This is a genomic window from Falsiroseomonas oleicola, assembly GCF_019029495.1.
GTDB classification, from domain to species: Bacteria; Pseudomonadota; Alphaproteobacteria; order Acetobacterales; family Acetobacteraceae; genus Falsiroseomonas; species Falsiroseomonas oleicola.
This window is the reverse complement of sequence record NZ_JAERQM010000003.1, coordinates 117,116-142,355: the sequence shown is the minus strand read 5'-3', so window position 1 is coordinate 142,355 and position 25,240 is coordinate 117,116. Positions and strand designations below refer to the sequence as shown.

The window sequence follows — 25,240 nt, the reverse complement described above, 5'->3', positions numbered from 1 at the left end:
GGTCAGCCGCGCGCCGTCAGCGCGCCGAAGGCGAGCCCGCCATCGACACGGTGCTGGCCCCAGGTGAAGCCCGGCGAATAGCCCGTGACCTCGCGCCGGTTCACGATCGGCTCCGGCGCATGGCCGATGACGACGGTGTAGTAGTTGTCCATCGCCCGCTGCCAGGCGGCGAGGTACAGGCGCCGGCGCTCATTCAGATCGACTGAGGCGATGGCCGCCTCCACCAGGCGGTCGAACTCCGCATCCCGCGTGCCGCCCCAGAGGCCGACATTCGGGCCATCCGACATCATGCGCACGAAGCGCAGGAAGATGTCGGCGCGCGGGCCGGAGGCGAAGGGCGCCAGGTCCCAGTCGTACTGGCCGAGGCGGCGCTGCGCGCCGATGTCGTCCAGCGCCAGATGCTCCACCTGGAAGCCGAGCTTGCGCATCGCCTGCACGGCGATCTCGGGATAGGTGCTCTGCCAGGAGACGATGCGGCAGGGCGTGTTCGCCGGGTTCACGCCGGCCTCGCGCAGCAGGGCGCGGGCGCGGTCCTCGTTCGGCGCGGCATGGGCATCGGCGTCATGCATCGCCTTGTCCCAGAAGAACTGGCCCGGTGCGGCCATCTGGTTGGTGACGACGCCGGCCTCGCCGGCCACGAAGCGCATGAAGGCGGGCTTGTCCAGCATGTAGGACACGGCCTGGCGCACGCGGATGTCGTTGAAGGGCGCGCGCGGATTGCGGTTGTTGAAGGACCAGAACCACCAGGTGGTGTCCTTCATGAACTGCACTTCCAGGTTCGGATCGGCGCGGACGGAGGCGAGCTTGTCGTAGCCGACGCGCGCGATGTGCAGGTCACCGGCGCGCAGGGCCAGCGACAGGTCGCTGCTGTCGCGCAGCGAGAACTCCACCGCTTCCGCGCGCGGCAGGCCGGGCTGCCAGTACTGCGCGAAGGCCGGCGCATGGAAGCTGACATTCGGCTGCCAGCGGCCGAAGCGGAACGGGCCGGTGCCGATCGGCATGCGGATGGTCTGCGCCCAGCCCTCGCTTTCCGGCGCCACGATCCACAGCTCCGACAGCAGGTTGAGCAGCGGGCCGTAGGGTTCCTTCATCGTCATGACGAAGGTGCGCGCATCCGGCGCCTCCAGGCTTTCCACCAGGCGCATCGGCGCGGAGAGCCAGCCGCCGCGCACCTGATCGCGCACGCGCACCGCATTGGCGCGCACATCCTCGGCGGTCAGCAAGCGGCCATTGTGGAAGCGCACATTCTCGCGGATCGTGAAGCTGTAGCGCTTGCCGTCCGGGCTGATCTCCCAGGCCGTGGCGAGGAAGGGCTTGACGGTGCCGTCATCGGCGATCGAGGTCAGCGTCTCGACAAAGACCTGTTGCACGGCGATGGAGCCGGTGTGGCGATGCGGGTCGGCGGTGTCGAGGCCGAGGAAGGCCACCTTCAAGGTGCCGGCGCGCGGCGCGGATTGCGCCAGCGCGGATGCCGGAAGTGCCGAGGCCGGAAGCGCCAATGCGGCGCCGCCGAGCAGCAGATGACGGCGAAGCAGGTTCAGCGGAACGTCAGTCATCGTCGTTCTCCTGTGGTGGTGTCTGCAGCGCCGCCCCGTCGCAGCCATCATCTGGCAGGTGGAGCTGGCGCAGGATGGTGGGGGCCAGGTCGATCGGGCTGCTCGGCGCCGATCGCGTCGCGCCGGCGGCGAAGCCCGGGCCCTCGATCATCAGGAACGGCATCTGCTCGGCCAGGCCGAGGCCGCCATGCTGGCCGCAGCCGAGCCGGTCCGGCTTGCCGCCGGCCGGCTTCGCGGCATAGGCGAGGCCGGGCACGCCATGGGCGTTGGGCGCGTGTTCCGTCGCCATCGCCACGGCACACAGCAGGTGGTCGCGCGGCGCGTGCCCGATCCCGGCCAGCCCGGCGCCGCTGAACACCGCGCCGGCCCAGGGGCGCGCGGCAAGGAACTCCAGCACCGCCGCCGCCTGCGCCGCGCGGTCCGGATGCAGGTAGACCAGCGCCGCCGTGCCGTTCGAGACCGAGAGCAGCCCCGCATCGGCGGCATCCCGCTTCAGCCCGGCCTCGACCAGCTCCGCCTCGATATCCACCACAGCCTTCACCGTCTGGTGGCCATGGTCGGAACAGGCAATGAGAAGAATATCCTCGCCCGCTGCGCGTCGAGCCTGCACCGCCGCGCGCACCTGCGCGAAGCGGGCATCGGCCGCGGCGATGGCCGCCATGGCCGCCGGCGCGCCGAGCGGCACGGCATGCTGCGTGGCATCCGGCTCACCCAGCCACAGCACGGCCAGCGCCGCCTCGCGCCCGGCCAGGGCGCGGGTGAGAAAGGCCTCGGTCAGCATCGCATCGCCGGTGGCATCCAGCGTGACCTCCGCCACCGCTTCCGCTCCCTTCAGCCGGCGCAGCCCCGGGCCATGCGCCCAGGCGCGGTGCAGCACCCAGCCATGGCCATCCGGGTCATGCGCGCGGGCGGCGCCGGGCGAGACGTTGGAGAAGACCATCGCCTCCCGCCCCGCCTGCGCCAGACGCTCGGCCAGGGTCGGCACCGCCAGGCTGTGGCCCCGCAGGGCGCGCAGATGGTCCATGAAGCCGGGGTGGCCGACATCGTGCCGGACCAGCACGCCATCCTCCATCAGCGCCACGCCATTGCCCTGCAGCCCGTGGCGTGCCGGCAGGCAGCCCGTGGCGAAGCAGGCGGAGACGACACGCGTGGCGGAGGGGAAGACGGAGCGATGCGCCGCGAAGCTGGTGGCCGCGCCTGCGAAGGCGGCCAGCGCCGGCGTCGCCGCCGGGCCCAGCAGGTCGCGGCGCAGCCCGTCCAGCACGACGACGACGGCGCGCCGCGTCATGGCGCCAGCGTCCCGTTCAGCGCGGCATCAAAGATGTCGTAGTTCCGCAGCGCCGGATGCGCCGCCAGCCAGGCCGGATCGAGCGGCCGCGACAGCAGGAAGGGCACAGCCTGCTCGAACACGCCGCCATGGGAACGCAGGCGCGCGCCGGCCAACTGGCTCAGGTCATGCTCCGCCGCGCGCGCGCCCAGCGCGACGCCCTGCGCACCGAGCACGGCGACCTCGCCCTCCATCTCCGGCACCAGCTCATAGCGGGCGCAGGCCTCCGCGCCGCTGAGCGCGAGGTGCACGCCGGGCACCGCGGCCAGGAAGGCGATGACCTCCGCCGGGTCCGGGCCGCCGGGCGCCAGATGGACGCGCACATAGCCGCCGAAGGCGCCGTGGTGCCGCACGAAGGGATCCGCGATGGGGCAGATCACCCGCGCCGCCGCCGCGCCGAAGCGCGCATCGAGCAGGTCGCCGACGAAGACGATGTTCGGGCTGCCATCGGGCCGCGCCATGTCGGACATGCCGTGATCCGCCGTGGCGGCCACCAGCGCGCCCTCCGCCATCAGCGCGCCGATGCGCTGGTCCACGGCGCGCAGGAAGGCGCGGGCCTCCGGCGCTTCCGGGGCGTGCTGGTGCTGGATGTAGTCGGACAGCGAGAGATACAGGCATTGCGCGCGGCCGCCGCGCAGCAGCGCCAGCCCAGCATCCAGCACGAAGAGCGACAGCTCGGCGGAGTACTGCCCCGGGGCCGGCGCGCCGACCAGGCCGGGCAGGTCGCCCAGGCCATGCGTCTCCGGACGGGCCGCGCCAGCCTGTTCGGCGGAGACGGCGATGCCGCGGGCGCCGATCGGCAGCCCCTTGGCCAGGGCGCGACGCAGCTTGTCCTTCGCCGTGACCACCGCCACGGCGACACCGGCCTCCGCCAGGGCCGCCAGGATGGTGGGGGCGCGGAATTCCGCATCGCCGGTGACCATCACCGGCTGCCCGGTGGCGCGGTCCAGATAGGTGTTGCCGGAGACGCCATGCCCCGCCGGCGGCACGCCCGTGACGATCGAGAAGTTGTTCGGGTTGGTGAAGCTCGGCATGGCCGAGACGGCGTTGCCGTGGAAGCCGTGCAGGCCGCATTGCGCGATCGCGGGAAGCTCCCCGGCCGCGAGTGACACGTCCAGATAGGCCGGGTCCCAGCCATCCAGGCAGATCACCACGACGGCGCCATCCGGGCGGCGATAGCGGCGCCCATTCACAGTGACGTGGTGCGTGTATTGCGTCAGCCCATCGGTCATCAGGTTGTCGAGCTTTCGGACCCGTTGTGTCCGGCGCTATATGTCGCAGGAGAACGCCGGGGTCGAACAACGAATATTCGTCGATCCTGGTCCGTTATTTCCTGCTGACATGAGGTTTTCATATTCTTTTCATGGAGACATCATGATGGCCGATCCGCCCCGCGCCCGTCCCTCCCTGCGCATGATCGAAGCTTTCGAAGCCGTGGCGCGGCTGGGCTCCCGGGCCGCCGCGGCCGCGGAGCTGAACGTGACCCCGGGGGCCATCAGCAAGCAGCTTCGGGCGCTGGAACACTGGGTCGGCCAGAAGCTGTTCGCCGAGGAGGGGCGCGACGCCGTGCTCAACGGCGCGGGACGCCGGCTGGCGCAATCGGTCACCGCGGGCCTGGCGCAGATCGGCGACGGGCTGGCGGCGCTGCGGCCGGCGGACAAGGCCCGCACGCAGCTCAGTGTCCTGGCGCCGGCGACCTTCGCCATGAAGTGGCTGGTTCCGCGCCTGTTCCGGCTGGAGCGTGCGGCGCCGACATTGCAGGTCACCCTGCGTTCGACCAACACCGGGGATGACTGGCTGACCCTGCCGCATCACCTCGCGATCCGGCGCGACGGCTTCGTCCCCACCGGCTACGAGGCGCAGCCCTTGCTGCGCGAATCCCTGACGGCCTTCGTCGCCCCGCATCTGGCGCAGGGCGGAACGGCGCCCGACACCCTGACGCTGCTGGAAAGCCAGACGCGATCCGGCGATCTGGACCGTTGGCTCGCCGCGGCGGCGGTGCAGCGGATTGCCCAGCCACGCCAACGCTTCGCGCATTTCTACGTTGCCTATGAGGCGGCACTCGCCGGAGAGGGCCTCATCGTGGCACCGAGCCTGCTGGCCGCGGCGGATGTCGCCGCGGGGCGCCTGGTGGCGCCCTGGCCCGGCATCACGGTGCCGGGTGTCGTCTACAGCATCGTCATGCCGGCAACCGCGGCCATGCGGCAGCGCGCGGCGCCATTTCTGGAATGGCTCCATCCGGAGATCGAGGCGCTCGCGCAGCAAGCCATCTGACGCATTTAGATTCAATTACTTCTAGAGCACGCGTTGCGTTCAAGCGAACGCGGCGTGCGCCCGGAGCCCGGGGTACTTCGTGGGGTGGATTGCGGTCCTCAAGCACGTGCCGCGACCAACTTTCCCTTGTGTCGGCGAAGGCGGTCGGCGGGCTTGAGAGCGGGGTGCTCGCCCAGCTTGATCGAGGTCCGCCTGCCCGTCGCCGTCCCTGTCCGGACGAAGCATGAGGCCCGGCGTGGGCGGAACGGGCCGCCCGCCGCCGGGACAGGCAGGCGGAGGTCACCGACGTGGTCCGATAGTACCAGAGACCGGGCCTCTGTTCAGGATGAAGCACCTCTGCCTTGCCGCCGAAGGCCCCGCCCGCTATGCTTTCTTCCAGCGCGCGGGCGTAGTTCAGAGGTAGAACGTCAGCTTCCCAAGCTGAATGTCGGGGGTTCGATTCCCCCCGCCCGCTCCATTTTTCAATGGCTTAGACGCCATCAGTTACTAGCCGGGGGGCACAATAGAGCCCTGGGGCACATCGGGGGCACATCCTCGCCTCCAGCCTCCGCCCCGGGCCAAGGCCCGAGATATCGCCCCGAAACCCCTGAGTGATCGTCCGCCATCGTCCGGGGTCGTCCGGAAAAACCCTAGGTTGAAGGCCGGTTACGGACGACCCGGACGATCCGGACGGCTTTTTCCCTATCTCCGGACTCGCGCATTCGCGCGGCAACACCTCCCTTCTGCATCTCTTTTTCTGAATTAGAAAAAAAGGGTCGTCCGGGTCGTCCGGGTCGTCCGTAACCGGCCTAAGTCCTGGGGGGTTCGCAGCACCCTTGATCGTCCGGGGTCGTCCGGGTCGTCCGCAAGTGGCGGTTTTCCTCGCTTTTTTTGCTTCTTCCTTGTCTGCTGGAAGGGGTGGCGCATGGTCTCAGACCGCTCGCTGGCAGAGGGCCACGGCCAGGTGATTCGCGGCTGCGGTTACCACCTGGTCGACACGAAAAAGCCCGCTCCCCATGACTTGGAAGCGGGCCTATCAAACCATGCAACAGATGGGCGGCAGTTATCCCTCTGGGATCTCGCCGGTCACCTTGCTCACCCCGTCCGGGCCGTACAATTCATGCCACGGAAACCGATCCTGCCACCGATGACACCAAGTATCATCCAGCCGGAGGACATCGCCGCTCGGATCATTGCAGGGAATTCCGATGCCCCGTGCCTTGTCCTCCAGGTCTCCCCACAAGAACGTCATTGCCAGGTCCGCGAGCTGCTCCGCCTGACGCTGATTCAGCCCGATATCAGCAGCAGCCTTCACCACATGCGTCGGCATCTGGAGAATCGCGGCACACGCGGCGACCGCAAAACCCCGGTGTGTCGGATCGGGATAGGCTGTGAAGGGGACGAATTCTCCCAGCCTCCGCGCCGGCTCCCGCTGCGCTTTCGCCGTCGCCCAACCCGCGCGCTTCGCGGGATCGATGTTGTCGTTAAGCCAGCGCCGCGCCGCATCGATATCAATCGACCCATCCGCCAGGGAGGGCATGCCATCCTTAACGTATTGGGTGATCCTCGCCTTGCTTACGTTCAGAATGCGGGCCGCCTCAGCCCTCTTAACCGACATGACGCTCTCCATCGTTAAGTATCAATAGTTTAGGCAGGTTTTCGACCCACCTACTGGTGAAGCCGGGCGGGCATTCTCACCGTATTAGCCGGAGCGCCAGAGGGACCCACCACGGCAAGGGCCGTGCCAACCCGTGCCAAATTCGGCCTGTCAAGGGGCGAAATCGGACATTGAGCCCGTCAAGCCTCGAAATGCGAACGCCCGAGCGATTTCCACCGCGCATCCGCCGCCGCCGCCCAGGGCCAAACACCCCGGTCCCGTGCGGGCGAACGTGCGACATCCCAGGGAAGGGCAGGGGAAGGGCGCCTACTTGCATGGGCCAGCTACGCCTTTCCGCCATGTAGCAGGGTCAGACCTTCTACCTTCGGCTGCGGCGAAGACGCCGGAGGATCAGCCGGCGGCAAACCCAGGCCAGCCCGCGCCCGGTCCCAGGCGGCCCGCGCCTCTGGATTGCTTTCCATTAACGGCAGGAACGCTTCCCTTGCCAGGCGAACCTCTTGAACCGATGCCTCATAAGCGGCCGAGGCCCGGCGTAGGTCCTCCTCTCGCGCAAGCGCAGCGTTTATCGCGTCCAAAAGACGCGTTGATTGCTGCAAGACAAGGCTAAGATCAGTTGGGCTTTGTCTCAAAGTTCGTCTCCATTCACCGCAATGACCTGATAGAAATTTAGCCTCTTGATGAAAGGAGGCGGATCGATCGCACTTCCTCGCGCAGCGCATCCAGTCCACTCCGGATCTGTTGCAGCTCATTCACCTGCCGTTCCCCGGCGCGGTAGATCGCGCCCGTCAGGTCATCGGTGAATCCGGGCAGGTCCAACTGTCCGCCCACCGCGATGATCGCGCCGCGCACCCGCGCCTCCACCGCCGCCGCCTGGGCGCCGCCGCCATTGAAGGCGGAATTGGCGGTGAGCAAAGCCTCCGCCGACCGCACCAGGCCGGACAGATCGGCGGATTCGGTGCCCGCCGCGCCGGCCGCCGCCAAGGCGTTGTCGAACTGCGACCGCGCCGCGGTGAACTGCGACTGCGCCGACCCGGTCGACCGCGCCCGCGTTTCCAGGAAACCGCCGAGGATCCGCGACCGCTGCGTCAGCCCGCCGAGCAACCCGGCTTCCGACCGGGTCTCGGCCAGCGTCACCGCTTCCTGCTGGCGCCGGTTCAGCTCGTCCTGCGCCAGGCCATATTCGGCGGCACTGGCGCGCGCCGCGTCGAAGACGACGCCGATCTGCCGCAGCTCCGCCGTCAGGGCGGAGACCGGTGCCGCCGTCAGCGATTCGATCGCGGCTTTCACCGCCTCGAAATTCTGGGCGATGGCCAGGGCCTCATCCAGCGTCGCATCCGGCCGGCGATCCAGCGCCGTCTGGACGTTGCTGTTCCCGCTGCTGAAGCGGAAGGTGCGCAGCGCCTCCTCGAAGCTGGCGGATTGGCTGCCATCGGTCGGCCGGTTTCCGCCGCCGGTGACGGCGCGGTTGTTGTCCCGCACCGTCAGCCCGGCCGCGGCCAGCGCGGCATTGATCTGCGCCACCTGCTGCTGCGCCGCCTGGATCGCGGCATCCCCGCCCGCGCCATCGCCCGTGGTCGACAGCCCGGACAGGCCCAACTGGCCGCCGGAGGCCGTGACGCCATAGCCGAAGGCGTTGGTTTTTTCGCCAGGGCCGAGGACGCCACCCAGTGCGCCGCCCAGGCCGCCGCCGATCAGCCCGCCCACCGGCCCGCCGATCAGGAAGCCGGCGCCGGCGCCGAGCCCCGCGCCGATCTGCGCATTGGTCTGCCGCGCGGCGCTGTTGCCGGCGATCAGCCCGCCGATGGTGCTGCCGATGGCAAAGCCGCCGCCGATGCCCCCCAACGCCTGGCCGAAGGTGGCACCACTTAGCCCGAGGGCCGAAGGCGTCGCCGGGCCGTAGACGCCCGGGCCCAGCGCCGCCAGGGCGCTGTTGGTGGAGCCGGCCAGCGCCGCCTGGCCAAAGATGGGCTGGCCGAGGAAACCGCCGATGCCGCCACCGCTGCCGAGCCCCAGCAGGCTGGTCGCCTGGCCGAAGGTCTGGCCGAGGCCCAGCAGGTCCGACAGGCCACCGCCGCCGCTGCCCAGCCCCAGCGCACTGACGCCGGAGGCAACCACGGGGCGGATAATCGCCTCCGCCCCGAAGCGGATGACGGTGTTCTGGGCCGTCTGTTGCACCTTCCGCAGCGTCGCGGCCCAGCCGCCTTCCACGCTTTGGAACAGGTCCGCGAAGCCGTCGGCCGCGTAACGGGTGATGCTGTCCGTGACCCGCTCCGCCGAGCGTTCCCGCACCGCTTCCTCGCGCTGCTGCGCGCGGGTGATTTCGGTCTGGACGCGGCTGAACGCATCGAACTGCGCCTCCGCCGTGCGCCGAGCCAATTGCTCGGAACGATCGTAATCGCGCGCCTCGGCCGCAGCGTCGCGCGCGGAGGTATCGGCGATGCGGCGACCGGCGGAAGATGCCGGTACCGTCAGGCCGGGCGGCGCTGGCGGCCCGGCGGGCTCGCCGTAGATCGGGCCTGAAAGGCGCGCGCGCTCATTACGGTACTGATTGGCCGCGACCCCGGCCGCGTTAATCTGTTCTTCCAGCCGCAGCCGCTCGCTCCGCAGGGTGTTCACCTGCTCGCGCGCCGCCACCGCGGCGCTCGCCGCGCGCTCCCGCTGCCGGCGCTGCGCCACGCCGAACATTGCGCGGTCGCCAACAGGCCCTTCTCCAGCGCCGAGTTCCAGCTCGATCCGAACAGCACGCGCCTCCGCATCAGCAGCCGCACGCTCGGCCGCGCGCAGCTGCGCGTCGACTTCCGGCAGCCGGCCAATGGCCGTACCGCGCTCCTCCACCACACGGCCGTAACGCAGCTCGACCTCGCGCAGCTCCGTCTCGCGGAGCGCCTTTGCCGTCCGCTCCGCAAGCTGCGCCGTCTGTTCCAAGGTCGGGTTGAGGCGCAGCAGCATCTCGCGCCACTGATCCATCGCAGTGCCGGCAGTCGTGGCTGCCTCTCCAGCCGTGCTGATGCCGAGGCCCACGCTGTTCAAAAACAGCGGCAGCGCGACGACGCCAGCCACGGCAACCAGACGGCCCGACAGCAGCGACAACGCACCCTCGAACCGCCCCGCAGCCAGGCCGGCGGCCCCCAGCGTGTCGCCGACATTGCTGATGATGCTGCTGACATCGCCGACCTTCTGGGCGATGGTGTTGGCGCCGATCAGATCCAGCGCCCCACGGAAATCCCCGGCCGCGCGACGCGCCGCCGTCGTCTTGCCTTCCAGGTCGCCCAGCGCCGCAGACAGGCCGCCCACCGTCTGCGTCGCCCGGCCGCCCGAAGTGACGCTTCGGTCCTGCTGCTCCCGCAGCTCCACCGCCCGCTTGGCCGCCCGTTCCGTCGCCGCGGCCGCCGCTTCCATCGCGCTGGCCAGTTGCGGGCTGGATCGCACCAGGGTTTCGATGGCGCGGTTCGCGGCCTCGGATTCACCCGCGACGCTGCGCAGGTCCTGGACGAATTCGTTGAACCCCTCAGCCTGGACGCGGAAGTTGTAGACGCTACGCCCCCGCGATCCGCTCATCTTCAATTCTCCCGCTACCAGACGTCGGCAAGGCCATCACCAAGGCCCGCCGCATCTACGGCGCGACCGCAGGCTGCGGCGTCGGGGAAAACTGCATCGATTCCTCACGAAAGGCTTTGTCGTATTCCCCCGCCCTGCCGGGAGATTCGACAAACCGCGCTTCTGCACTGCAACCGCCTGCATCCGCTGCCCGCGTCATGCTCAGTGCCATGGCGACGTACCGCTCAAGGCCGGCCTCTTCCCCAACCTCGCCAGTTGCGCGGTCCCACACGGCCGCTGCCGTGCGATGAACCAAGCCGCCGGGCGAGCTGCTGCATGCATCCTTGCCGGCAAAAGCGGAGACGATGCCGCAACACCCGCGACAGAGGGACAACCGCGGATCGCCCCATAGCCGATCCGCCAGATTGCCGGGGCCTGGTGTCGGCGGCGTGGCGTTCACCAGATCCAGCCGCGCGACGTTCGCCGAATCCGCAATGCGCCTTGCCATAACCACCGCCGCGCGCAGCGGGAGGGTGGCCGATCGCGCCGCCAGAAGACTCAGCGTCACCGGGTCCAGATCGGCGCAGGCTTGCGCCAGGGCTGCGGCGGCAGCCTGTAGACGGCGCAGGCGTTCGACGGCCACGGCACGTGTCGGCGCGCCTCCCTGCCGCGCCAAGCGCCGCAGCAGCGCCACCGCCTCCGCTTCCAGCGCGGTGCAGATGGGCGCAACGCTCTTCGCCACACCACCCGCGATCTCCACCGCAATCGCATGGATGGAATCGCGCGCGCCGGCCGGAGCGGCCGGCCAGCAGCGATGTGAGGTGAGGCGACGGGACATCAGTCCACCGAAGGGGCCGCGCTGGGCAAACGACCATGCAGCAGCGACGCAGTCCAGTCCGCCGGCACAGTAACAAGGCTGACCTCAAAGGGGTGCCACTGTGCCGCACGCAGGACACCCGCCGCCGAAGGCCAGGCCAGAAAGCGGAATCCGATGGATATGTTTTGCAGCATTCCGGCAGCGATCATATCCCACACCTCAGCGCATCTCGCCGTGGGGCCGATCCGCATCTCTGCCAGGCAGGCGTTGCCCTCAACCCACGCCCGATCGACCACGCCGATAAGGCCGCTGAACGCCTGCATATGGTCCAACAGCACAGGCGCCCGCCCAGAATTCAACAGCGACAGATCGGCCCTCGCCATGTCCAGAATCAGCCGCTCATCCGCCCCCCGATGCTGCACGGGACCTTCTGAACAGATGCGGCCGACGATGCGTCGCGCCTTCGAATCGAAGCCGCGCTTTCCGAGTCGTCCGTCAACCTCGCCCCATTGCAGGAAAGGCGGCGCAGCCCCGTCGATAGAAGCCGGCTCCACCGCGAGAGGCGGGGGAACCGGCGGAGGCGCCGCGCCTCTAGCCACCCTGACGGTGTCCATTGTGCGGCGGCCAGATCGCCGCGACATGATCGTTCGGAAAGCCGGTGCCCTTCAGGCTGGGCAGCCTGATTTCGTCGCCGAGCTGATTGCGGAAGAGGGTGTTCGGCATCTGCACACCGAAAGGCACCTTCCTCACCCGAAGGTTTTCCGGGATCTCGTCAAGGCGAAGATCCTGCACCAGCCGATCCACGGCCAGCGCCGCGGCTTCTCGCGCCCGGATCGCCTCATTCTCCGGCTGCAACACATCCCGCACGAGAGCGTGCGCCAGCTCTTCATACCGGGCATGGATCGCCTTCTCCGCCGCCGCGCACTTCGCGTTGGCCTCCGCCACCTGGACGACGAGGGCGGCGATCCGCTCGCGGCGCTGGGCCTCGGCGAGCTTCTGTTCGAGGGCCGGCACCAGGACATCCGACCGTTCGGCATCCGCCCGCGCCGCCGCAAGCGCGGCCTCTGCGCTGGCGACCTCCTGCTCGCTGCCATTCAGCAGCACGGCTGCGCGCCGCGCCTGGATATCCCCGATGCTGGCGCGCGCCGCCTCTCCGGCGTTCCGCGCAAGCTGAAGGGCTTCGTCGATATCCTTCACAGACTCACCCTTCGGGCGCATGGGAAACAGTGCTTTGAAATCCATCTTCGTCACTCCATGCCGCTATGTGAAAAGGCATCGGGCGAAGCGGCGCGCGCCCGAAACCTGGCACTAGGGACCTCGGCGAACGCTCACCCATCGGGTGCTATCGGCGCCGCCCTTGCCCTTCGTGATTTCGATGCCGTGCACGTTGCGCAGCGGCCCGACGATGCGCCGCAGGGCATTCGACATGCCGGCGGCATTCGAAGGCCAGAGGCGACTCTTCGTCACACGCTCCCCGGCAATGTCACTCAGCCGGCGATGCAGCTCGGCAGGTTCGCCGCGCCACTCGGCCCTTCCGCTGTCGCGCTCGACCTCATCCAGCAGCGTGATGATCGACCGCGCCAGGTCATCCACCGAAAGCGCCGCGCGCTCCATGGCGCCGCGGTTCGACCGCCAGGCGGCGACGATCCGACCGGGCTCTATGCCGAGGCCAGGCGCCGCGGCCTCCGCCCAATGGGCCGCATCCGCCATGCGCGGTGCATCTTCCACCACGGTATTCGGTAGGTTGCGGATTGCCGCGCTCAACCCATCCAGCAGCAGCCCCAACAGCGCGGGCCGCAGGCGCTCGAACTCCGCATGCACCTCGCTATCCGTCCGCCGCTCCGCCGGCCGCTCGAGCGCGATCACCAGCGTCCGTTCCTGAAGGTCCGGCCGCCCGAAGCTGTCCGCGATGCCGTTCAGGATCAGCGGGTTCAGCAGCTTCGCCGTATACAGCTCGCCATTGGTGTTGAGCTGGCGGGCGATGTGCACGCCACCCGTCGCGACACGAGAGAACAGGTCGCTGATGCTCGCCGAGCACCCCGACAGGTTGTCGAAGCTGACAACATGGCGCGTCGGCAGGATCGCCGCATAATCCCGCACATCCTCGCTCAGGCCGATCAGCGTCACAGTGCTGGGATCGATCAGCAGATGCAGCAGCAAGCAGAAGGTGGACTTGCCGCCTCCCGCTTCACCGATCACGGATATCAGCGGGTACGCGCCCTTGCCGAGGAAGGCGCGAAGAGCGCAGACCAGGAAAGCCCAGATGAGCAGGACATCATCTTCGCCCTGGACGTTGATGAAGGACCGAAGGTCACCGTACTGCGCCTCACCGGGCATGGGCTCAGGTAGCGGCAAGGCGTCGTCGGAACGGATGAAGAAAACCGGCACATCCTCCGCGGGAACGATGGCCCATCCGGCCGCCGTGATTCGTATGGCGCGCCGCTCGCCCTTCGGGTCACCGCCACCCATATCCAACCAGTGCTCGCCATCAACCTCGGCCGTGCGGCGCCAGACGCGCCGTACATCGCCCGAGCCAAGCGCCCGCATCTCAGCCATGTCGAGCGCGGCACGCAGCGCGGCGGCGCTGATGATGACCCCGTGGATGTCATGGGCCACGCCGCGAAGGTGCAACTCGAAGGTGCGGCCGGTGACAAGCATTGTCTCGACATGGCCGCGCGAATAGCGAACCCCCGCATAGGGCTTGTGGTCCGCGCCACGGAACAGATCGATTTCGCTCAGCACCAGAGTGGAGATGTCCCGCCGGCGGCGCTTCGCCTTCGGCTTCTTCCCGCCCCCATCCGGCGGAGAGTCCTCCGGATCTCCGATGCTGAAATCGTCTGGATCGTCCTCAGACACGCTTCGCGCGCTCCGCGAGCACGTCAGCGAAGTCTTGGCCTTCGCGGTGCGGCTTTGCGAGCTGCACCTTGCGGCCCTCGGCCTTCCATCGGACGGCGGCCTTCGCGGCGGCGGCGCGGCCGGGGCCGTCCACGTCCATCGCCAGCACCACCTCCCTCACCTCCGGCGGCAGGGCGACCGTCTGGCCCAGGTTGCCGGCGCTGATGGCGGCCCATGCGGGCAGGCGCAGCAGATGCCCGGCGGCGAGGCTGGTTTCGATGCCCTCCCCAACCACCAGGCGCTCCGCCACGGGGAAGATGCGCAGGGCGCTCCCGCGCACATTGCCCAGCGTCATCCGCACGGGCTCGACTGCCGCCTTGCCCACGCCACCCGGCGCGAGGAAGGTCCGATGGACCGCTGTCGGCACCCCATGCACGTCGCGCAGCAACGCGACCATGCAGGGCAGCCTGACGCCGGCGGGATGCTTGGCCTGCGGAAGGAAGCCGATATCCGGCAGCGCCGGCAGGGCGACCCCGGGCAGCCGTAGGGCGAGGTAGCTGGCCACCGGGGTATCCCGCCACGGGACCACCCGCGACCATAGGCCAAGGGCCGCATCCCCGCTCGGCGCCGCCTGGCGCGAAGTGGCGGGCGCGACGCTGGGCGCCATCGGCGCCTGCCCGCCGATGATCGCCAGCACCGCCGCCGTAATGGCGCGCTGGTCTTGGCAGTATGCGCACCACCAGAGGGTCTTTTCTCGATTCTGACTTACTCGAAAACAGTTCTTGCCACCGCAACTGGGGCAGTTCGCGATGAAGCCACCACCAGCGGCCTTGCGCCCGCCCAGCAGCGCCGCGATTTCCGGGGCGGTGCTCACCGCATCTGCACCGGAAAGGCGCCTTCGGCGCGCATGTGCCGGACGGCTTCGGCCTGAATTTCGCCTGGCACCACATCCATGCGCAGCGCGTCGGGGGCAAGGGAGTAGATGTAGCGCGACCACTCCAGCCACGTACCGACCGCGCATTCGATGATGACGGCGCCGCGCGGCAGCGTCACCGCGAAGAGACAGAGGGAGTTATAGGCCGCCGCGTCTGGCGCCCCGCCGAAGACGCCAACGGCGCCGCCGCCACGCCCGAAGGATGCCAACCAGCGGCGCAGCCGTGGACCGTCGAAAGCTGCCGGACCGAGGGATCCATTCGGCCCGTCCCGGTCATCGCCGATGAACAGCAGCTCGCTTCGTGATGGCGGGCCGTGGGGGTGCCGGTCGCGCGGCCCTACCATGTGCAGACGGCCGCCCTGGATCCGGAAGTCAACGATGCCGCGAAGATGGAGCGGGAGGGCATTGAAGGTTGTGCCCGGCATCAGCCGCGCCCTCCGCCGGCATGTGGCTGCATCACCAACCGCGCCAGGCGGCGGATGCCACCGGTACGGGTCAGGGCAACCACCCGGAGTCGCCCGCTGGTCGTGACGGCCAGCAGCCCTTGATCGATCAACGTCGCGATATGCTCGGCGATCTCCGCTTCCTCGGCATGGGCCACCACGGCAAGGCTTGGCGTGTCGGAGAAGGGCAGCGTCTCATCGTGGCCGGACTGCGCCGCTGCATCGGCCAGCAGCAGAAGCAGGCAGCGCGCGCCGAGGGGAAGGCTCCGCAGGGACTCGCGCATCGGCGATCCCATCGCATGGCCAACAGGGTTATGCGCCGCGGCGGGGGTCGCCGAGGGCATCGCACGGGTTTGCATGAGTGCCGCCTCAGCCCGCCAGGGCCAGCTTGGCTTCGCGGCGAGCCGCCTTGGCCTGGGAAGGAAGAGCGCGGGTGACTTCCAGCGCGGCAAGCAACTCGCTTCGTCGCCAACGGGGCGCACGCGGCGCCGGGTAGACTGGCGATGGCAGCCGCTTGGCGGCTACCGCCTTATAGAACGCAGGAATGCTAAGGCCCGCTTCAATTGCGGCACTTTCGGGCGGCAACAGCGGATCAGGTGGTTGGTACCGCATATGGAGGTTTACCTCTGGAGTGTTCCGAGGTGTCCCACTATCAACACAAATCGCGGTTGCGCATCGACGGATAATTCCCCCGTCACGACGCTGAACCGCAGTCGGTAAAGCGCGGTTAAGTCGCCGAGCCGCGCGGCCCTCCACGCAACTGGGCCAGCAACTGCTCTTCACGCGTGCGGTGGCGAAGAGCCTCACTAACCCATTGGCCCGCGACGTGTTCCGCTTCGCCCGACGCAAGCAGCCCATCGATCCCGGGATCGACCTCGCGCTCATGATGCGTGAGCCTCGCACGCATCAGCCGACAGACCTCGGCGACGAAGCGCGCAGCCGGCCCGGCCTTGCGGGTCCCGCCATTCGCAGGCCCGATGCCTGGAGCTTGGCCCGTCATTGCGGTGTAGGCGTGCAACACCCGCGACACGAACACATGCCGGGCCGTCTGCCGCTCGGGGCCGCGGCGCGAGGGGAAGGTTGACCGCCGAGCCTGTTCGGTGGCGGCAACCTGCAATATCCAAAGAAAGCGCTGAGGGTCCGAATCGCCGCCGATCAGATACCGCGCTTCCTTCGCGGCGTCTTTCCGCCTCCAAAACTCCGCATCGTGGGGCGCGTCCATCGCAAGCTGAATCGCCGGAAGGTGGCCAATGTCCGGGTCCCACAGATCCGCGATATCCGAACGACGCATGAAGCCGTGCAGCTCCTCGGCGAGCTTCGCCATCCGGCTCATAAGCTCGACCTTCTCCCTGTCCGTCATGTCGCGGCGACGCCGCTCCATGACGAACGCGATCGCCGTATCGCTGAGGCGGAGGGCTTCTTGTTGGTGTCTGAGTCCCGGCACTGGCGACCGGCGGGCCGCACCACACAGCAACTCGACATCCGCAGCCGCGAACAGATCGAAGGGCAGGGACGCGCCGGCTTCTATCCGCAGCATGCCCGATCCAGGCACATGATCGTCGGGCACCGATTCCCGATGCTGCATCCGCGCCTCCGCACGCCCCGCGCCTGTAGTCGGCGGGGCAATCCGGCGCGGAGGGTCCGGACTTGTCGGGGGCCAGCCTAGCCCCGCCGATTTCGAGCATGGCGGCCCGCGCGGGCCGCCGCAACAATGCCCGCGTCATCACGCCGCCGCCCTGGCCGGCGCCGCCGTGCGGGCGGCCTCGGCGACCGCCCAGGCCACCGCATCCGGCCCATCGGCCACGGGCATCGCGGCGACCAGGGCGCGCGCGGCATCCTCGCCCAGCACCGTGACGACAAGGGCCAGCATCTGCACCTCGCCATAGGTGATGCCGCGGACAGCCCGGCGCTGCGCGCGCCGCATGGCGCAGATGGCGCGGGCTGTCATGCGGCACCCCGCGTCACATCCTGAACCAGGGATGCCGCCAGCCGGGCGACCATGTCCCGCCGGTCGTCCAGATAGCCTTCAAGGATCTCCGCCTTCGCCACCCGCCCTTCCCGGGTCAGGGCCGGGGTGCCGATGATGAGACTCATCCGATCGGCCATGCGGTGCCGCAGCGCCGCTTCCGCCCGAAGCTCCGATGCGGTCATCGTCTCCGGCGCCAGGTCGAAACGCTCTTCGCGCTCGATGGCGGCTTCGTGCCATTGCTCGCACCAGGTCAGCAGCGCGCAATCGCGGGACGGCACAGGCGCCGGCGCGGCGGCGGCCAGGCCGAGCTCCGCCAGGATGCGCGCGGCATCGGCCGCGGCGCTGGCGAGGGTGGCAAATTCCTCGGCGTTCGCGGCGCAGTGGATATCCGTGTAGGCATCCGTGGCAGACAGCTTCGCCAGCACGCCGGCGAAGCCTGCCGCTGGAATCTCCGCCATTTCCTCCAGCGCGGTCACATAGGCCGCCCAGGCGTCTTCCTGGGCGCCGTCCGCTTCGGCGCGGGCAGCGCGGTCGCCGGCCTCATCGGCCGCCCAGCCGGCCCGCATGGCTTCGTAATAGGCCGCACTTCCCGCCCTGGCGGATTCACGCAGCGCCAGCAGCCGGCGATCGGCTTCCGGCAGGGCATCCACGGGCGTCGCCGGAGGCAGAGGCGGCGCCTCCGCAGGCTGCGCGACGGACAGCAACAGCGCGGCCGGCGCAAAGGCCAGGACGCCGCGGCGGGTGGTTGCGTTCGTCATGCCCGCGCCTCCGCCGCCGGGGCGCGGAGCTTGGCGCTGACGAAGTCCGCCCCCATCGCGTCCAGGCTGATTCCCGTGATCTCCGAAAGGGCGCGGATGCATTCCAGCAAGGCATGCTCCGCCACCTCGCAGGGCTCGAGGGCTTCCGCGTCCTCCCGGGCGATGCCGATCTGGTCCAACGCCATGATGAGCTTGGCCAGGACACCGCCAAGGCTATGGGCCGGCGCGGCCAGGATTTGCGCAGCGGCGGAGGTCCACTCGCGATAGAGCGGGTCCGCGCTCGAACCAGACCAGACGGTCAGGCTGGCCGCCCGATAGGCGGCAGAGGCCTGGCCGAACCGAAGGCCCGCCAGGAAACAGGGATCGTTGGCGATCCCGCTGCCGCTCGCGGCGACCAGGCCGCCAGCTTGCGGCGCCAGGCTGGCGGCTTGGTCAGTCGGGCCAGCGGCCGCCAGTTCGGCGAGGCGCGCCGCCAGCGCGCAGGCGAGGATTCCACGCCGGGATGATGAGGGCTTCATGCCTCCACCTCAGCGGCGAAGGGTGCCAGGCGCAGCGCATCCGCGGCGAGGGATCGCGCCAAATTCCGGTTGCGGGGCAGCGGCTCATGCGGGCCGAGGAACACGCGGGCCAGCAGCGCAGCCTTGACCGCGAGGCCCTCGGCGCCATGGGCCGGCGCCGCCGCAATCGCCTCTTCGATTGTCGCCAGCGTCGCGAAGACAGCGCCGCTGCGCCGGTGGCACGCCGCCTGGCCTGCCACATCGCCCCGCAGCTCGGCGGCTTCGAGATCATCGCAGATGCGATCCACTTCCGGCCAGGCGGCGCGCCACCGCTGCGCCAGGTCCACCAGCACCGCATCCGCTTCCGGGGCGATGTCACCCAGGCCGGAGGCCGCCATTGCGGCGAGGCCAGCAGCAGAGGTGCAGGCAAGCACTCCACGCCGGGAAGGCGTGGGTGTAGTGAGGACAGCAGCCATCTTTCGGGCCTCCGTGGGGCTCGTGGAGTGGTCAGGCCGGGCGCGGGGAGCTTCCACCTTCCCCGTCCGGCCGTTCTGACGTTGTTCAGGTATCAGAACCCGGTTAGGATATGCGTCGTATCAGCACGACGCAAGGCTTTCCGAACGTGGTTCAGTTGGCAGCAGTCCAGTCGAAGATGGCGCGGGCCGCAGTTGGCCTCGGGGTGAGGGAGTTGGCCGCTGCGGCAGGCGTATCAGCAGACACCGTGGTGCGCCTGGAAAAGGGCGAGGTTCTGCAACCTCGAACCCTCGCGGCCATCCGCGCCGCCCTCGAAGCGGCCGGCGTGGAGTTCATCGCGGAGAATGGGGGCGGGCCAGGCGTTCGGCTGCGCAAGGCCGGCGCATCATGAGCGAGCTCAGCCACATCACCGTGTTTCGTCACGGACGTGACGATTTCCTCGCCATGCTCGCGAAGGCGGAAATTCCCTTCGAACGCCCGCTGCCCCGGCCCGGCGCGGTCTATGCCTCGGCCGAAACAGTCGCCATCACGGTCGCGCTGGCGCCGTTCGTCACCAAGATCATCGTCGAGTGGATCAAGGCCCGCGCTTCGCGCTTCGTGCAGATCCGGTTGGCAGACGGCACTTCCGTTGAGGTGAAGGGCCTGCCAACTGCCACCGCCATAGATGCCCTGGGTCAGGCCCTGGCGGCAGGCGGGCGCAATGTCACGATGGCAGACACCCGTCCGGAATAGCTTCTACCAGGACAAACCAGCGTCGAGATCATCAGCCCGCGCCACCGGCATTCGGAGGTGGCGGTGAGGCCCACGCCGCCTAATAATGCCACCGCAGCGCGACGTGACACGGTGAAACTCTCCCGGCCGTAGCACCGCCTTTGGGCGGGAGCGCAATGTGGGGTTCATGGGAGGCCCCACCGCCGCGCTGCACCTGCGCACCGCAGACTTCGAAGGCCTGCGGCCCCGCCGGCTCGCTGCGCGGGGCTGGCGCGGCTTGAACCCGCACTCCGGGTTGAGCCCGGCCCTTGGCTGGCGCGCTGGCGGGGGATGCCGATCTCAGGGAGGATGGCTTTCCCGGTGTCCGCGCCGCGGACGCCGGCATTGCCTACGCGTTGCGTGTCGGCCTGCGAAGCGGCACCACCTCCGCGCCGGCACCGACCAGCCCCGCCACATGCCCCTGCCAGCGCGCCAGCGCCGCCAGGACCTCCGGCGCGTAGTCGTGGCGGTCATAGGTCCGTTCCAGCATGGTGCGGCCAGAGACGTGGTTGATGGCAGCCTCGGCATGGTCCCGTGGCACGCCCAGGCGCGTCATGCCGGTACGAACCGTCCGGCGGATGTCATGCCAGCGCCAGCCGGTCACCTTGCTGGCCGCGTCCACCCGGATTTTCAACCGCCCAAATCCCTGGAAACCGCGCAAGGCAGTGCGGCCCAACAGCCGATCGGCGGCGGCGGGTTCCTCCGCCGGCCAGACGGCGCCCAGCTCAGCCAGGGCCAGGGGTGACAGCGGCAGGGTGTAGCCGAGGCCGTTCTTCGTCCGCACGCCCGGAATCGCCCAGAGGCCGGCCGCCCGATCCACCTCCCCTGCCGAGATTTCCGCCACCTCCCCCTCCCGCGCGCCGGTCAGGATCGCCAGACGGATGAAGGCGCGCAGCTTCGGCGGCTCCCGGTCCGCGGCCTTCCAAACCGCCACCAGCTCGGCTTCCGTCAGCACCCGGGCGCGCGCCGCTGGCGGCGGGGCGATGACCGAAGCGCCCTTCCGAGGCAGCAGCGGCGCCGGGATCCAGCCATGGGCCTCGGCGAAGTTCAGGAAGGCGGAGACGGTGCGGTACAGGAAGGCGGCGGCGCCGGAGCCGTCTCGCGCCGGGGCGCCGGCAGGACGGCGCTTGGTGCCGGGCGGAACCGCCTTCGGCTTCGTCACCAGCTGGCGCCAGGCGGTGATGACCTTGGTCCATTGCTCCCGGGTCGTGGTGTCCAGTTGCAGGGCGCCCAGCTTGGGGATGATGGCCTGGTTGCAGGTCCGCGCGATCTCGGCCGCATATTTGGTGGACCATGGCGCGGCGGGATCGGCGAGGCGCGCCGCCTGCCACTCCGCCAGCCTGGCGGCGACCGTGGCGCCCTTGGCGGCCACCGCCTGCACCCTGGCAGCCCGCGCGGCCCGCTTCTCCGCCACCGGATCGCCGCCCTTCTGGACCGCCGTCAGCATGGCCGTGGCGGCCTTCCTGGCATCGGCCAGCGACAGGGCGGGATAGGTGCCCAGCCGAGGGCGCGTCTGCCGCCCATCTGCCGTGCGGGCGCGGAGGCTCCATGTCATCACCCCGCCGGAGGTGATGCGCAGCACCAGGCCCGGCGCGATGGTGTCCCTGATCTCCACCCGGCCCGTTTCCGGCGGGCGCAGCGCATCGATGTAGGGGACGGTCAGCTTGGCTTTCACGCGGGCGGGCTCCGGCGGGGACAATTCTTATCGGCTGTGCCCCCGAAAATGCCCCTGGATTCGCCGGGGGGCACACCGGGGGCACAAATCCGGCGAGACGGCCAGATACGCGGTGAGATTGCGGGAGATTGCAAGAGGCTGAAAATCCTTGCTTTCACCTTCAGGCCGTCACCGCACCCCGCACTTTAGGCCGCCCGGCGGCCCTTTCCCAAGCTGAATGTCGGGGGTTCGATTCCCCCCGCCCGCTCCATCATCTCCGTGAAGTTTACCACTGTGTCGTGAGTTGGCGCCGTTGAGGCGTTGGCAGCATGGGCATCGAGGCAGGCTGCGGGCGAGTTGGCGAGCGCTTCATCTCCTGCTCGTCGCGCTCGATGCGTCAGCACAGCATGGCGTCGCGGACCAGTCTGGTGCGACTGGTGCTGGCAGGCATGAGGCGATGCGTAAGTCTCAGCCGACCCCGGTCTTGAGCTGATGGTGATGGTTTCGCCGATGTGGCGGTCATGGCGGGCAGCGCCGCCATCATCGACCCCCTCGCCGAAACCGCGAAGCTGAACGGCCCGGAGCCAGAAGATGCCGACAGCAAGCGTCCCGCGCGATGGTTCGGCTGGCGATGGTGGTGATGATCGCATTGACCGGGGCCGGCGAAGTTGTCGACCTGGCCTGCGGCGGCCAGAAGCATGCGGCGGTTCGGATCAGAACGGCAGCACGGTGGTGGCGCGGTCGATCAGGCGGCGCGCCATCTCGGGCGGCTGGGCGGGGCGCACGCCTTCGATCAGCGCCTCGGGCCCGATGTCGGCATTGGGCAGGTACAGCGCGCAGACCTCGGTGCGCACGCCGGCACGAACCATGCCGGCGAGCATCTGGGCGGGCGTCGCGTTCATCGGGCGCATCGGCGTGGCGGCCGGGCCGGGCGGCTCGCGCCGCGCCAGATCGGCGGCCCGACCGCAGAGCATGACCTCGACGGTGGCGCCCTGCATGCGCATGGCGTTGAGCAGCACGAAGGCCATGCCCTGCACTTGCGGCTCGGCCGTGGTGACGAGGGCGAGCACGCGCTGCGGCTCCTGCGCGAGGGCCGGCGTGATGGCGACCGAGCTGGTGGCGAGCAGCGCGAGGGCAGCGCGGCGGAGGGTGGCGCGGGTCATGCGGACGGTCCTTTTCTTGTGCGGGAACGGGGCGGCCGCGTGTTCATCGCAGCGCGAATTTTATGGCAAGGCCGATGATACCGAGGCCGATCACGCTCCCCACCCAAAGGGCGCCAAACCAGGCGAGGCGAACGCCAAGCGAGCGGGTTGGTCGCGGGATGCCCATCAGTGATAGCCCCCGGCAGCGTTCACCTTTCCGCGGAACACCCAATAGGCATAAGCGGTGTAGGCGAGGATGATGGGGATCAGCACCACGCCGCCAACCAGCAGGAAGGACAGGCTGTTGTCGGGTGCCGCCGCTTCCCAGATGGTCACCGAATTCGGCACGAGATGCGGGAAGAAGCTGATGCCGAGCCCGATGAAACACAGCACGAACAGCAGCAGCGAGGCGAGGAAGGGCGCAATCTCGCGCCGCTCCGTCAGGCCACGGATCAGCAGAAAGCCGGCGCCGAGCACGGCGAGCGGCACCACGGCCACCAGCAGCACCTGCGGCCAGGCGAACCAGCGCGCCATGTAGGGGCCGCTGAGAAAGGGGGTCCAGAGACTGACCACACCGATCAGCAGCAGCGTCGCCGGTGCGACCCAGAAGGCGATGTCATAGGCGCGGCGCTGCACATGGCCTTCGGTCTTCCAGATCAGCCAGGTGGCGCCGAGCAAGGCATAGCCGATGACCAGCGCGAAGCCGGTGAGGATACTGAACGGCGTCAGCCAGTCCCACCAGCCGCCCGCATAGGCGCGGTTGGCGACGGGGATGCCCTGCACCAGCGCGCCAAGCGCGACGCCCTGGGCGAAGGCCGCGAGGGTCGAGCCCGCGGCGAAGGACCAGTCCCACAGGAACTTGCCGCGCTGCGTCTTCCAGCGGAACTCGAAGGCGACGCCGCGGAACACCAGCGCCAGCAGCATGACGATGATCGGCACATACAGCGCCGACATGATGATCGCGTAGGCCAGCGGGAACACCGCCAGCAGCCCGCCACCGCCGAGTACCAGCCAGGTCTCGTTCCCGTCCCAAACGGGCGCCACCGAATTCATCGCCTCGTCACGATGCGGCTCGCCGCGGATCAGCGGGAACAGGATGCCGACGCCGAGGTCGAAGCCGTCGAGCACGACATAGGCGAGGACCGCGAAGGCAATCAGGCCGGCCCAGATCAGGGGAAGATCGAGTGTCATGGAAGCCTCCTATTCCGCGACCGGCAGGGCGTTCTTCGCCGCCATCACCGGCCCCGGCATGATGCCGCCGGCGCGGATCGGCTGCTCCGCCGGCAGGCCAGGTTCATGGCCATGTGCGGGCTGGTTCATCAGCCGCAGGATGTAGAAGGTGCCGGCGCCGAACAGCGCGAAGTAGACGACGACAAAGGCGATCAATGAGGCACCGACGGCCGCCGCATCGATCGGCGAGGCCGATTGCGCGGTGGTCAGCAGCCCCTGCACCGTCCAGGGCTGGCGGCCGACCTCCGTGGTGATCCAACCGGCCAGCACGGCGGCGAAGCCGGAGGGGCCCATCACGATGGCCGCGCGATGCAGCCAAGGCGCGTCATAGAGGGCGCGCCGATAGCGCAGCCACAGGCTCCAGATACCGATGCCCAGCATCAGGAAGCCGATGCCGACCATGATCCGGAAACTCCAGAACACGATGCCGACGGGCGGGCGCTGATCGGGCGGGAACTCGTTCAGGCCCCGGACCACCCCATTCCAGTCATGCGTCAGGATGAAGGCGCCGAGATTCGGGATCTGCACGCGGTAGTCGATGCGGCCCTCGGCGGCGTTGGGGATGCCGAACAGGATCAGCGGCGCGCCGGCATGGGTCTCGAAATGGCCCTCCATCGCGGCGAGCTTGGCGGGCTGGTATTCGAGCGTGTTCAGGCCGTGGAAGTCGCCGGCCATGATCTGGATGGGGGCCACGATGGCCGCCATCCACATCGCCATGGAGAACATGATGCGCGCCGCCGGCTGCGCGCGGTTGCGCAGCAGGTGCAGCGCGCCGACCGCACCCACCACGAAGGCGGTGGTGAGGTAGGCAGCCAGCACCATGTGCACGAGGCGATACGGGAAGGATGGATTGAAAATCACCGACCACCAGTCGGTCACGATGAACTGGCCGACATCGTTCATGCCGTAGCCCGCCGGCGTCTGCATCCAGCTGTTCACCGCCAGTATCCAGAAGGCCGACATGAAGGTGCCGAGCGCGACCATCAGCGTCGCCAGGAAATGCAGTCTCGGCCCGACGCGCTCGCGCCCGAACAGCATCACGCCGAGGAAGCCCGCCTCGAGGAAGAAGGCCGAGAGCACCTCGTAGCCCATCAACGGGCCGATGACCGGGCCGACCTTGTCGGAGAAGACGCTCCAATTCGTGCCGAACTGGTAGCTCATGACGATGCCGGAGACGACGCCCATGCTGAAGGCGACGGCGAAGATCTTCTTCCAGTAGTTGAACAGGTCGAGGAACACGGCGCGACCGGTGCTGAGGTAGAGGCCGTTCAGCACGGCGAGGAAGCTCGCCAGCCCGATGGAGAAGGCGGGGAAGATGATGTGGGCGCTGACGGTGAAGGCGAACTGGATGCGCGCCAGCGTCAGTGCGTCGAGAGACTCCATGGCAACCCCGCTTAAACTGTCATCGCGGGTGCAGGATATTGTCGGATCGTTCGAAAAGCAATA

24 protein-coding genes and 1 tRNA gene are annotated in these 25,240 nt (G+C 69.0%); 4 read left to right on the top strand and 21 right to left on the bottom strand.

Annotation, left to right across the window (positions count from 1 at the left end):
* Window positions 1-2: 2 nt before the first annotated feature.
* Genes JJQ90_RS11490 through phnA form a run of 3 tightly spaced genes read right to left on the bottom strand, consistent with a single transcriptional unit; the run spans window position 3 to window position 4,115 of the window.
* Entirely contained in the window at window positions 3-1,556 is a 1,554-nt protein-coding gene (locus JJQ90_RS11490; RefSeq protein ID WP_216875519.1) for an ABC transporter substrate-binding protein, read from the bottom strand.
* The gene (locus JJQ90_RS11485) at window positions 1,549-2,844 is read right to left on the bottom strand and encodes an alkaline phosphatase family protein (protein WP_216875517.1); all 1,296 of its coding nucleotides are present in this window, start codon (window positions 2,842-2,844) and stop codon (window positions 1,549-1,551) included. Before JJQ90_RS11485 ends, JJQ90_RS11490 begins: the two co-directional genes overlap by 8 nt.
* Entirely contained in the window at window positions 2,841-4,115 is a 1,275-nt protein-coding gene (phnA, locus tag JJQ90_RS11480; protein WP_216875515.1) for a phosphonoacetate hydrolase, read from the bottom strand. The genes JJQ90_RS11485 and phnA overlap by 4 nt, the downstream gene beginning before the upstream one ends.
* A 145-nt stretch (window positions 4,116-4,260) precedes the next feature.
* On the opposite strand from phnA, the gene JJQ90_RS11475 reads away from it, so the two are divergent.
* Complete coding sequence (locus tag JJQ90_RS11475) at window positions 4,261-5,157, top strand: LysR substrate-binding domain-containing protein (RefSeq protein WP_216875513.1); 897 nt, start codon at window positions 4,261-4,263, stop codon at window positions 5,155-5,157.
* Window positions 5,158-5,539: 382 nt separating this feature from the next.
* Window positions 5,540-5,614 (top strand) — tRNA-Gly (locus JJQ90_RS11470).
* 585 nt (window positions 5,615-6,199) lie between these two features.
* Here the strand turns inward: JJQ90_RS11470 and JJQ90_RS11465 are convergent.
* The 14 genes from JJQ90_RS11465 to JJQ90_RS11400 form a co-directional block, all read right to left on the bottom strand.
* Window positions 6,200-6,766: a hypothetical protein gene (locus JJQ90_RS11465; protein WP_216875511.1), complete on the bottom strand. Its 567-nt coding sequence runs from the start codon at window positions 6,764-6,766 to the stop codon at window positions 6,200-6,202.
* 654 nt (window positions 6,767-7,420) lie between these two features.
* Entirely contained in the window at window positions 7,421-10,312 is a 2,892-nt protein-coding gene (locus JJQ90_RS11460; RefSeq protein WP_216875509.1) for a hypothetical protein, read from the bottom strand.
* Window positions 10,313-10,367: 55 nt separating this feature from the next.
* Window positions 10,368-11,129, bottom strand: coding sequence for a hypothetical protein (locus JJQ90_RS11455; protein ID WP_216875507.1), 762 nt, complete (start codon window positions 11,127-11,129; stop codon window positions 10,368-10,370).
* Window positions 11,129-11,662, bottom strand: a complete 534-nt coding sequence (locus tag JJQ90_RS11450; protein WP_216875505.1) for an HK97 family phage prohead protease — start codon at window positions 11,660-11,662, stop codon at window positions 11,129-11,131. The genes JJQ90_RS11455 and JJQ90_RS11450 overlap by 1 nt, the downstream gene beginning before the upstream one ends.
* A gap of 37 nt (window positions 11,663-11,699) precedes the next feature.
* Window positions 11,700-12,350 carry a hypothetical protein gene (locus JJQ90_RS11445; protein ID WP_216875503.1) on the bottom strand — a complete coding sequence of 217 codons (651 nt, stop codon included), beginning with the start codon at window positions 12,348-12,350 and terminating at the stop codon, window positions 11,700-11,702.
* 66 nt (window positions 12,351-12,416) lie between these two features.
* On the bottom strand, window positions 12,417-13,964 hold the full coding sequence (locus tag JJQ90_RS11440) for a hypothetical protein (protein WP_216875501.1): 1,548 nt from the start codon (window positions 13,962-13,964) through the stop codon (window positions 12,417-12,419).
* The gene (locus tag JJQ90_RS27480) at window positions 13,957-14,817 is read right to left on the bottom strand and encodes a DUF7146 domain-containing protein (RefSeq protein WP_216875499.1); all 861 of its coding nucleotides are present in this window, start codon (window positions 14,815-14,817) and stop codon (window positions 13,957-13,959) included. The genes JJQ90_RS11440 and JJQ90_RS27480 overlap by 8 nt, the downstream gene beginning before the upstream one ends.
* Window positions 14,814-15,302 carry a hypothetical protein gene (locus tag JJQ90_RS11430; RefSeq protein ID WP_216875497.1) on the bottom strand — a complete coding sequence of 163 codons (489 nt, stop codon included), beginning with the start codon at window positions 15,300-15,302 and terminating at the stop codon, window positions 14,814-14,816. The genes JJQ90_RS27480 and JJQ90_RS11430 overlap by 4 nt, the downstream gene beginning before the upstream one ends.
* Window positions 15,302-15,604, bottom strand: coding sequence for a hypothetical protein (locus tag JJQ90_RS11425; RefSeq protein WP_216875495.1), 303 nt, complete (start codon window positions 15,602-15,604; stop codon window positions 15,302-15,304). The genes JJQ90_RS11430 and JJQ90_RS11425 overlap by 1 nt, the downstream gene beginning before the upstream one ends.
* Window positions 15,605-16,047: 443 nt before the next feature.
* A complete protein-coding gene (locus JJQ90_RS11420) occupies window positions 16,048-16,905 on the bottom strand; it encodes a hypothetical protein (RefSeq protein ID WP_216875493.1) in 858 nt (285 codons plus the stop codon).
* Between the two features lie 138 nt (window positions 16,906-17,043).
* Window positions 17,044-17,268, bottom strand: a complete 225-nt coding sequence (locus tag JJQ90_RS11415; RefSeq protein WP_216875491.1) for a hypothetical protein — start codon at window positions 17,266-17,268, stop codon at window positions 17,044-17,046.
* Window positions 17,265-18,047 (bottom strand): hypothetical protein, encoded by a 783-nt coding sequence (locus JJQ90_RS11410; protein ID WP_216875489.1) that lies wholly within the window; start codon window positions 18,045-18,047, stop codon window positions 17,265-17,267. The genes JJQ90_RS11415 and JJQ90_RS11410 overlap by 4 nt, the downstream gene beginning before the upstream one ends.
* Window positions 18,044-18,565, bottom strand: a complete 522-nt coding sequence (locus JJQ90_RS11405) for a hypothetical protein (protein ID WP_216875487.1) — start codon at window positions 18,563-18,565, stop codon at window positions 18,044-18,046. Before JJQ90_RS11405 ends, JJQ90_RS11410 begins: the two co-directional genes overlap by 4 nt.
* Window positions 18,562-18,942, bottom strand: a complete 381-nt coding sequence (locus JJQ90_RS11400) for a hypothetical protein (protein ID WP_216875485.1) — start codon at window positions 18,940-18,942, stop codon at window positions 18,562-18,564. The genes JJQ90_RS11405 and JJQ90_RS11400 overlap by 4 nt, the downstream gene beginning before the upstream one ends.
* Window positions 18,943-19,196: 254 nt before the next feature.
* Here JJQ90_RS11400 and JJQ90_RS11395 point away from each other — a divergent pair, with 254 nt between their 5' ends.
* Together JJQ90_RS11395 and JJQ90_RS11390 are read left to right on the top strand one after the other, a co-directional pair.
* A complete protein-coding gene (locus JJQ90_RS11395) occupies window positions 19,197-19,409 on the top strand; it encodes a helix-turn-helix domain-containing protein (protein ID WP_216876285.1) in 213 nt (70 codons plus the stop codon).
* Complete coding sequence (locus tag JJQ90_RS11390) at window positions 19,406-19,750, top strand: hypothetical protein (RefSeq protein ID WP_216875483.1); 345 nt, start codon at window positions 19,406-19,408, stop codon at window positions 19,748-19,750. The genes JJQ90_RS11395 and JJQ90_RS11390 overlap by 4 nt, the downstream gene beginning before the upstream one ends.
* A gap of 367 nt (window positions 19,751-20,117) precedes the next feature.
* On the opposite strand, the gene JJQ90_RS11385 is transcribed toward JJQ90_RS11390, so the two are convergent.
* The 4 genes from JJQ90_RS11385 to JJQ90_RS11370 form a co-directional block, all read right to left on the bottom strand.
* Complete coding sequence (locus JJQ90_RS11385) at window positions 20,118-21,443, bottom strand: tyrosine-type recombinase/integrase (RefSeq protein ID WP_216875481.1); 1,326 nt, start codon at window positions 21,441-21,443, stop codon at window positions 20,118-20,120.
* Between the two features lie 692 nt (window positions 21,444-22,135).
* Window positions 22,136-22,585, bottom strand: coding sequence for a hypothetical protein (locus tag JJQ90_RS11380; protein WP_216875479.1), 450 nt, complete (start codon window positions 22,583-22,585; stop codon window positions 22,136-22,138).
* Between the two features lie 165 nt (window positions 22,586-22,750).
* Window positions 22,751-23,755: a cytochrome d ubiquinol oxidase subunit II gene (cydB, locus tag JJQ90_RS11375; RefSeq protein WP_216875477.1), complete on the bottom strand. Its 1,005-nt coding sequence runs from the start codon at window positions 23,753-23,755 to the stop codon at window positions 22,751-22,753.
* A gap of 9 nt (window positions 23,756-23,764) precedes the next feature.
* Window positions 23,765-25,177: a cytochrome ubiquinol oxidase subunit I gene (locus JJQ90_RS11370; RefSeq protein WP_216875475.1), complete on the bottom strand. Its 1,413-nt coding sequence runs from the start codon at window positions 25,175-25,177 to the stop codon at window positions 23,765-23,767.
* Between the last annotated feature and the right edge of the window lie 63 nt (window positions 25,178-25,240).

What these genes read in the sequence shown, in the direction of transcription:
- JJQ90_RS11490 (WP_216875519.1), bottom strand. Translation starts at nt 1,556, where the DNA reads ATGACTGACGTTCCGCTGAACCTGCTTCGCCGTCATCTGCTGCTCGGC.
- JJQ90_RS11485 (WP_216875517.1), bottom strand. Translation starts at nt 2,844, where the DNA reads ATGACGCGGCGCGCCGTCGTCGTCGTGCTGGACGGGCTGCGCCGCGAC.
- phnA (WP_216875515.1), bottom strand. Translation starts at nt 4,115, where the DNA reads ATGACCGATGGGCTGACGCAATACACGCACCACGTCACTGTGAATGGG.
- JJQ90_RS11475 (WP_216875513.1), top strand. Translation starts at nt 4,261, where the DNA reads ATGGCCGATCCGCCCCGCGCCCGTCCCTCCCTGCGCATGATCGAAGCT.
- JJQ90_RS11465 (WP_216875511.1), bottom strand. Translation starts at nt 6,766, where the DNA reads ATGGAGAGCGTCATGTCGGTTAAGAGGGCTGAGGCGGCCCGCATTCTG.
- JJQ90_RS11460 (WP_216875509.1), bottom strand. Translation starts at nt 10,312, where the DNA reads ATGAGCGGATCGCGGGGGCGTAGCGTCTACAACTTCCGCGTCCAGGCT.
- JJQ90_RS11455 (WP_216875507.1), bottom strand. Translation starts at nt 11,129, where the DNA reads ATGTCCCGTCGCCTCACCTCACATCGCTGCTGGCCGGCCGCTCCGGCC.
- JJQ90_RS11445 (WP_216875503.1), bottom strand. Translation starts at nt 12,350, where the DNA reads ATGGATTTCAAAGCACTGTTTCCCATGCGCCCGAAGGGTGAGTCTGTG.
- JJQ90_RS11430 (WP_216875497.1), bottom strand. Translation starts at nt 15,302, where the DNA reads ATGCCGGGCACAACCTTCAATGCCCTCCCGCTCCATCTTCGCGGCATC.
- JJQ90_RS11425 (WP_216875495.1), bottom strand. Translation starts at nt 15,604, where the DNA reads ATGCGCGAGTCCCTGCGGAGCCTTCCCCTCGGCGCGCGCTGCCTGCTT.
- JJQ90_RS11420 (WP_216875493.1), bottom strand. Translation starts at nt 16,905, where the DNA reads ATGCAGCATCGGGAATCGGTGCCCGACGATCATGTGCCTGGATCGGGC.
- JJQ90_RS11415 (WP_216875491.1), bottom strand. Translation starts at nt 17,268, where the DNA reads ATGACAGCCCGCGCCATCTGCGCCATGCGGCGCGCGCAGCGCCGGGCT.
- JJQ90_RS11410 (WP_216875489.1), bottom strand. Translation starts at nt 18,047, where the DNA reads ATGACGAACGCAACCACCCGCCGCGGCGTCCTGGCCTTTGCGCCGGCC.
- JJQ90_RS11405 (WP_216875487.1), bottom strand. Translation starts at nt 18,565, where the DNA reads ATGAAGCCCTCATCATCCCGGCGTGGAATCCTCGCCTGCGCGCTGGCG.
- JJQ90_RS11400 (WP_216875485.1), bottom strand. Translation starts at nt 18,942, where the DNA reads ATGGCGGCCTCCGGCCTGGGTGACATCGCCCCGGAAGCGGATGCGGTG.
- JJQ90_RS11395 (WP_216876285.1), top strand. Translation starts at nt 19,197, where the DNA reads ATGGCGCGGGCCGCAGTTGGCCTCGGGGTGAGGGAGTTGGCCGCTGCG.
- JJQ90_RS11390 (WP_216875483.1), top strand. Translation starts at nt 19,406, where the DNA reads ATGAGCGAGCTCAGCCACATCACCGTGTTTCGTCACGGACGTGACGAT.
- JJQ90_RS11380 (WP_216875479.1), bottom strand. Translation starts at nt 22,585, where the DNA reads ATGACCCGCGCCACCCTCCGCCGCGCTGCCCTCGCGCTGCTCGCCACC.
- cydB (WP_216875477.1), bottom strand. Translation starts at nt 23,755, where the DNA reads ATGACACTCGATCTTCCCCTGATCTGGGCCGGCCTGATTGCCTTCGCG.
- JJQ90_RS11370 (WP_216875475.1), bottom strand. Translation starts at nt 25,177, where the DNA reads ATGGAGTCTCTCGACGCACTGACGCTGGCGCGCATCCAGTTCGCCTTC.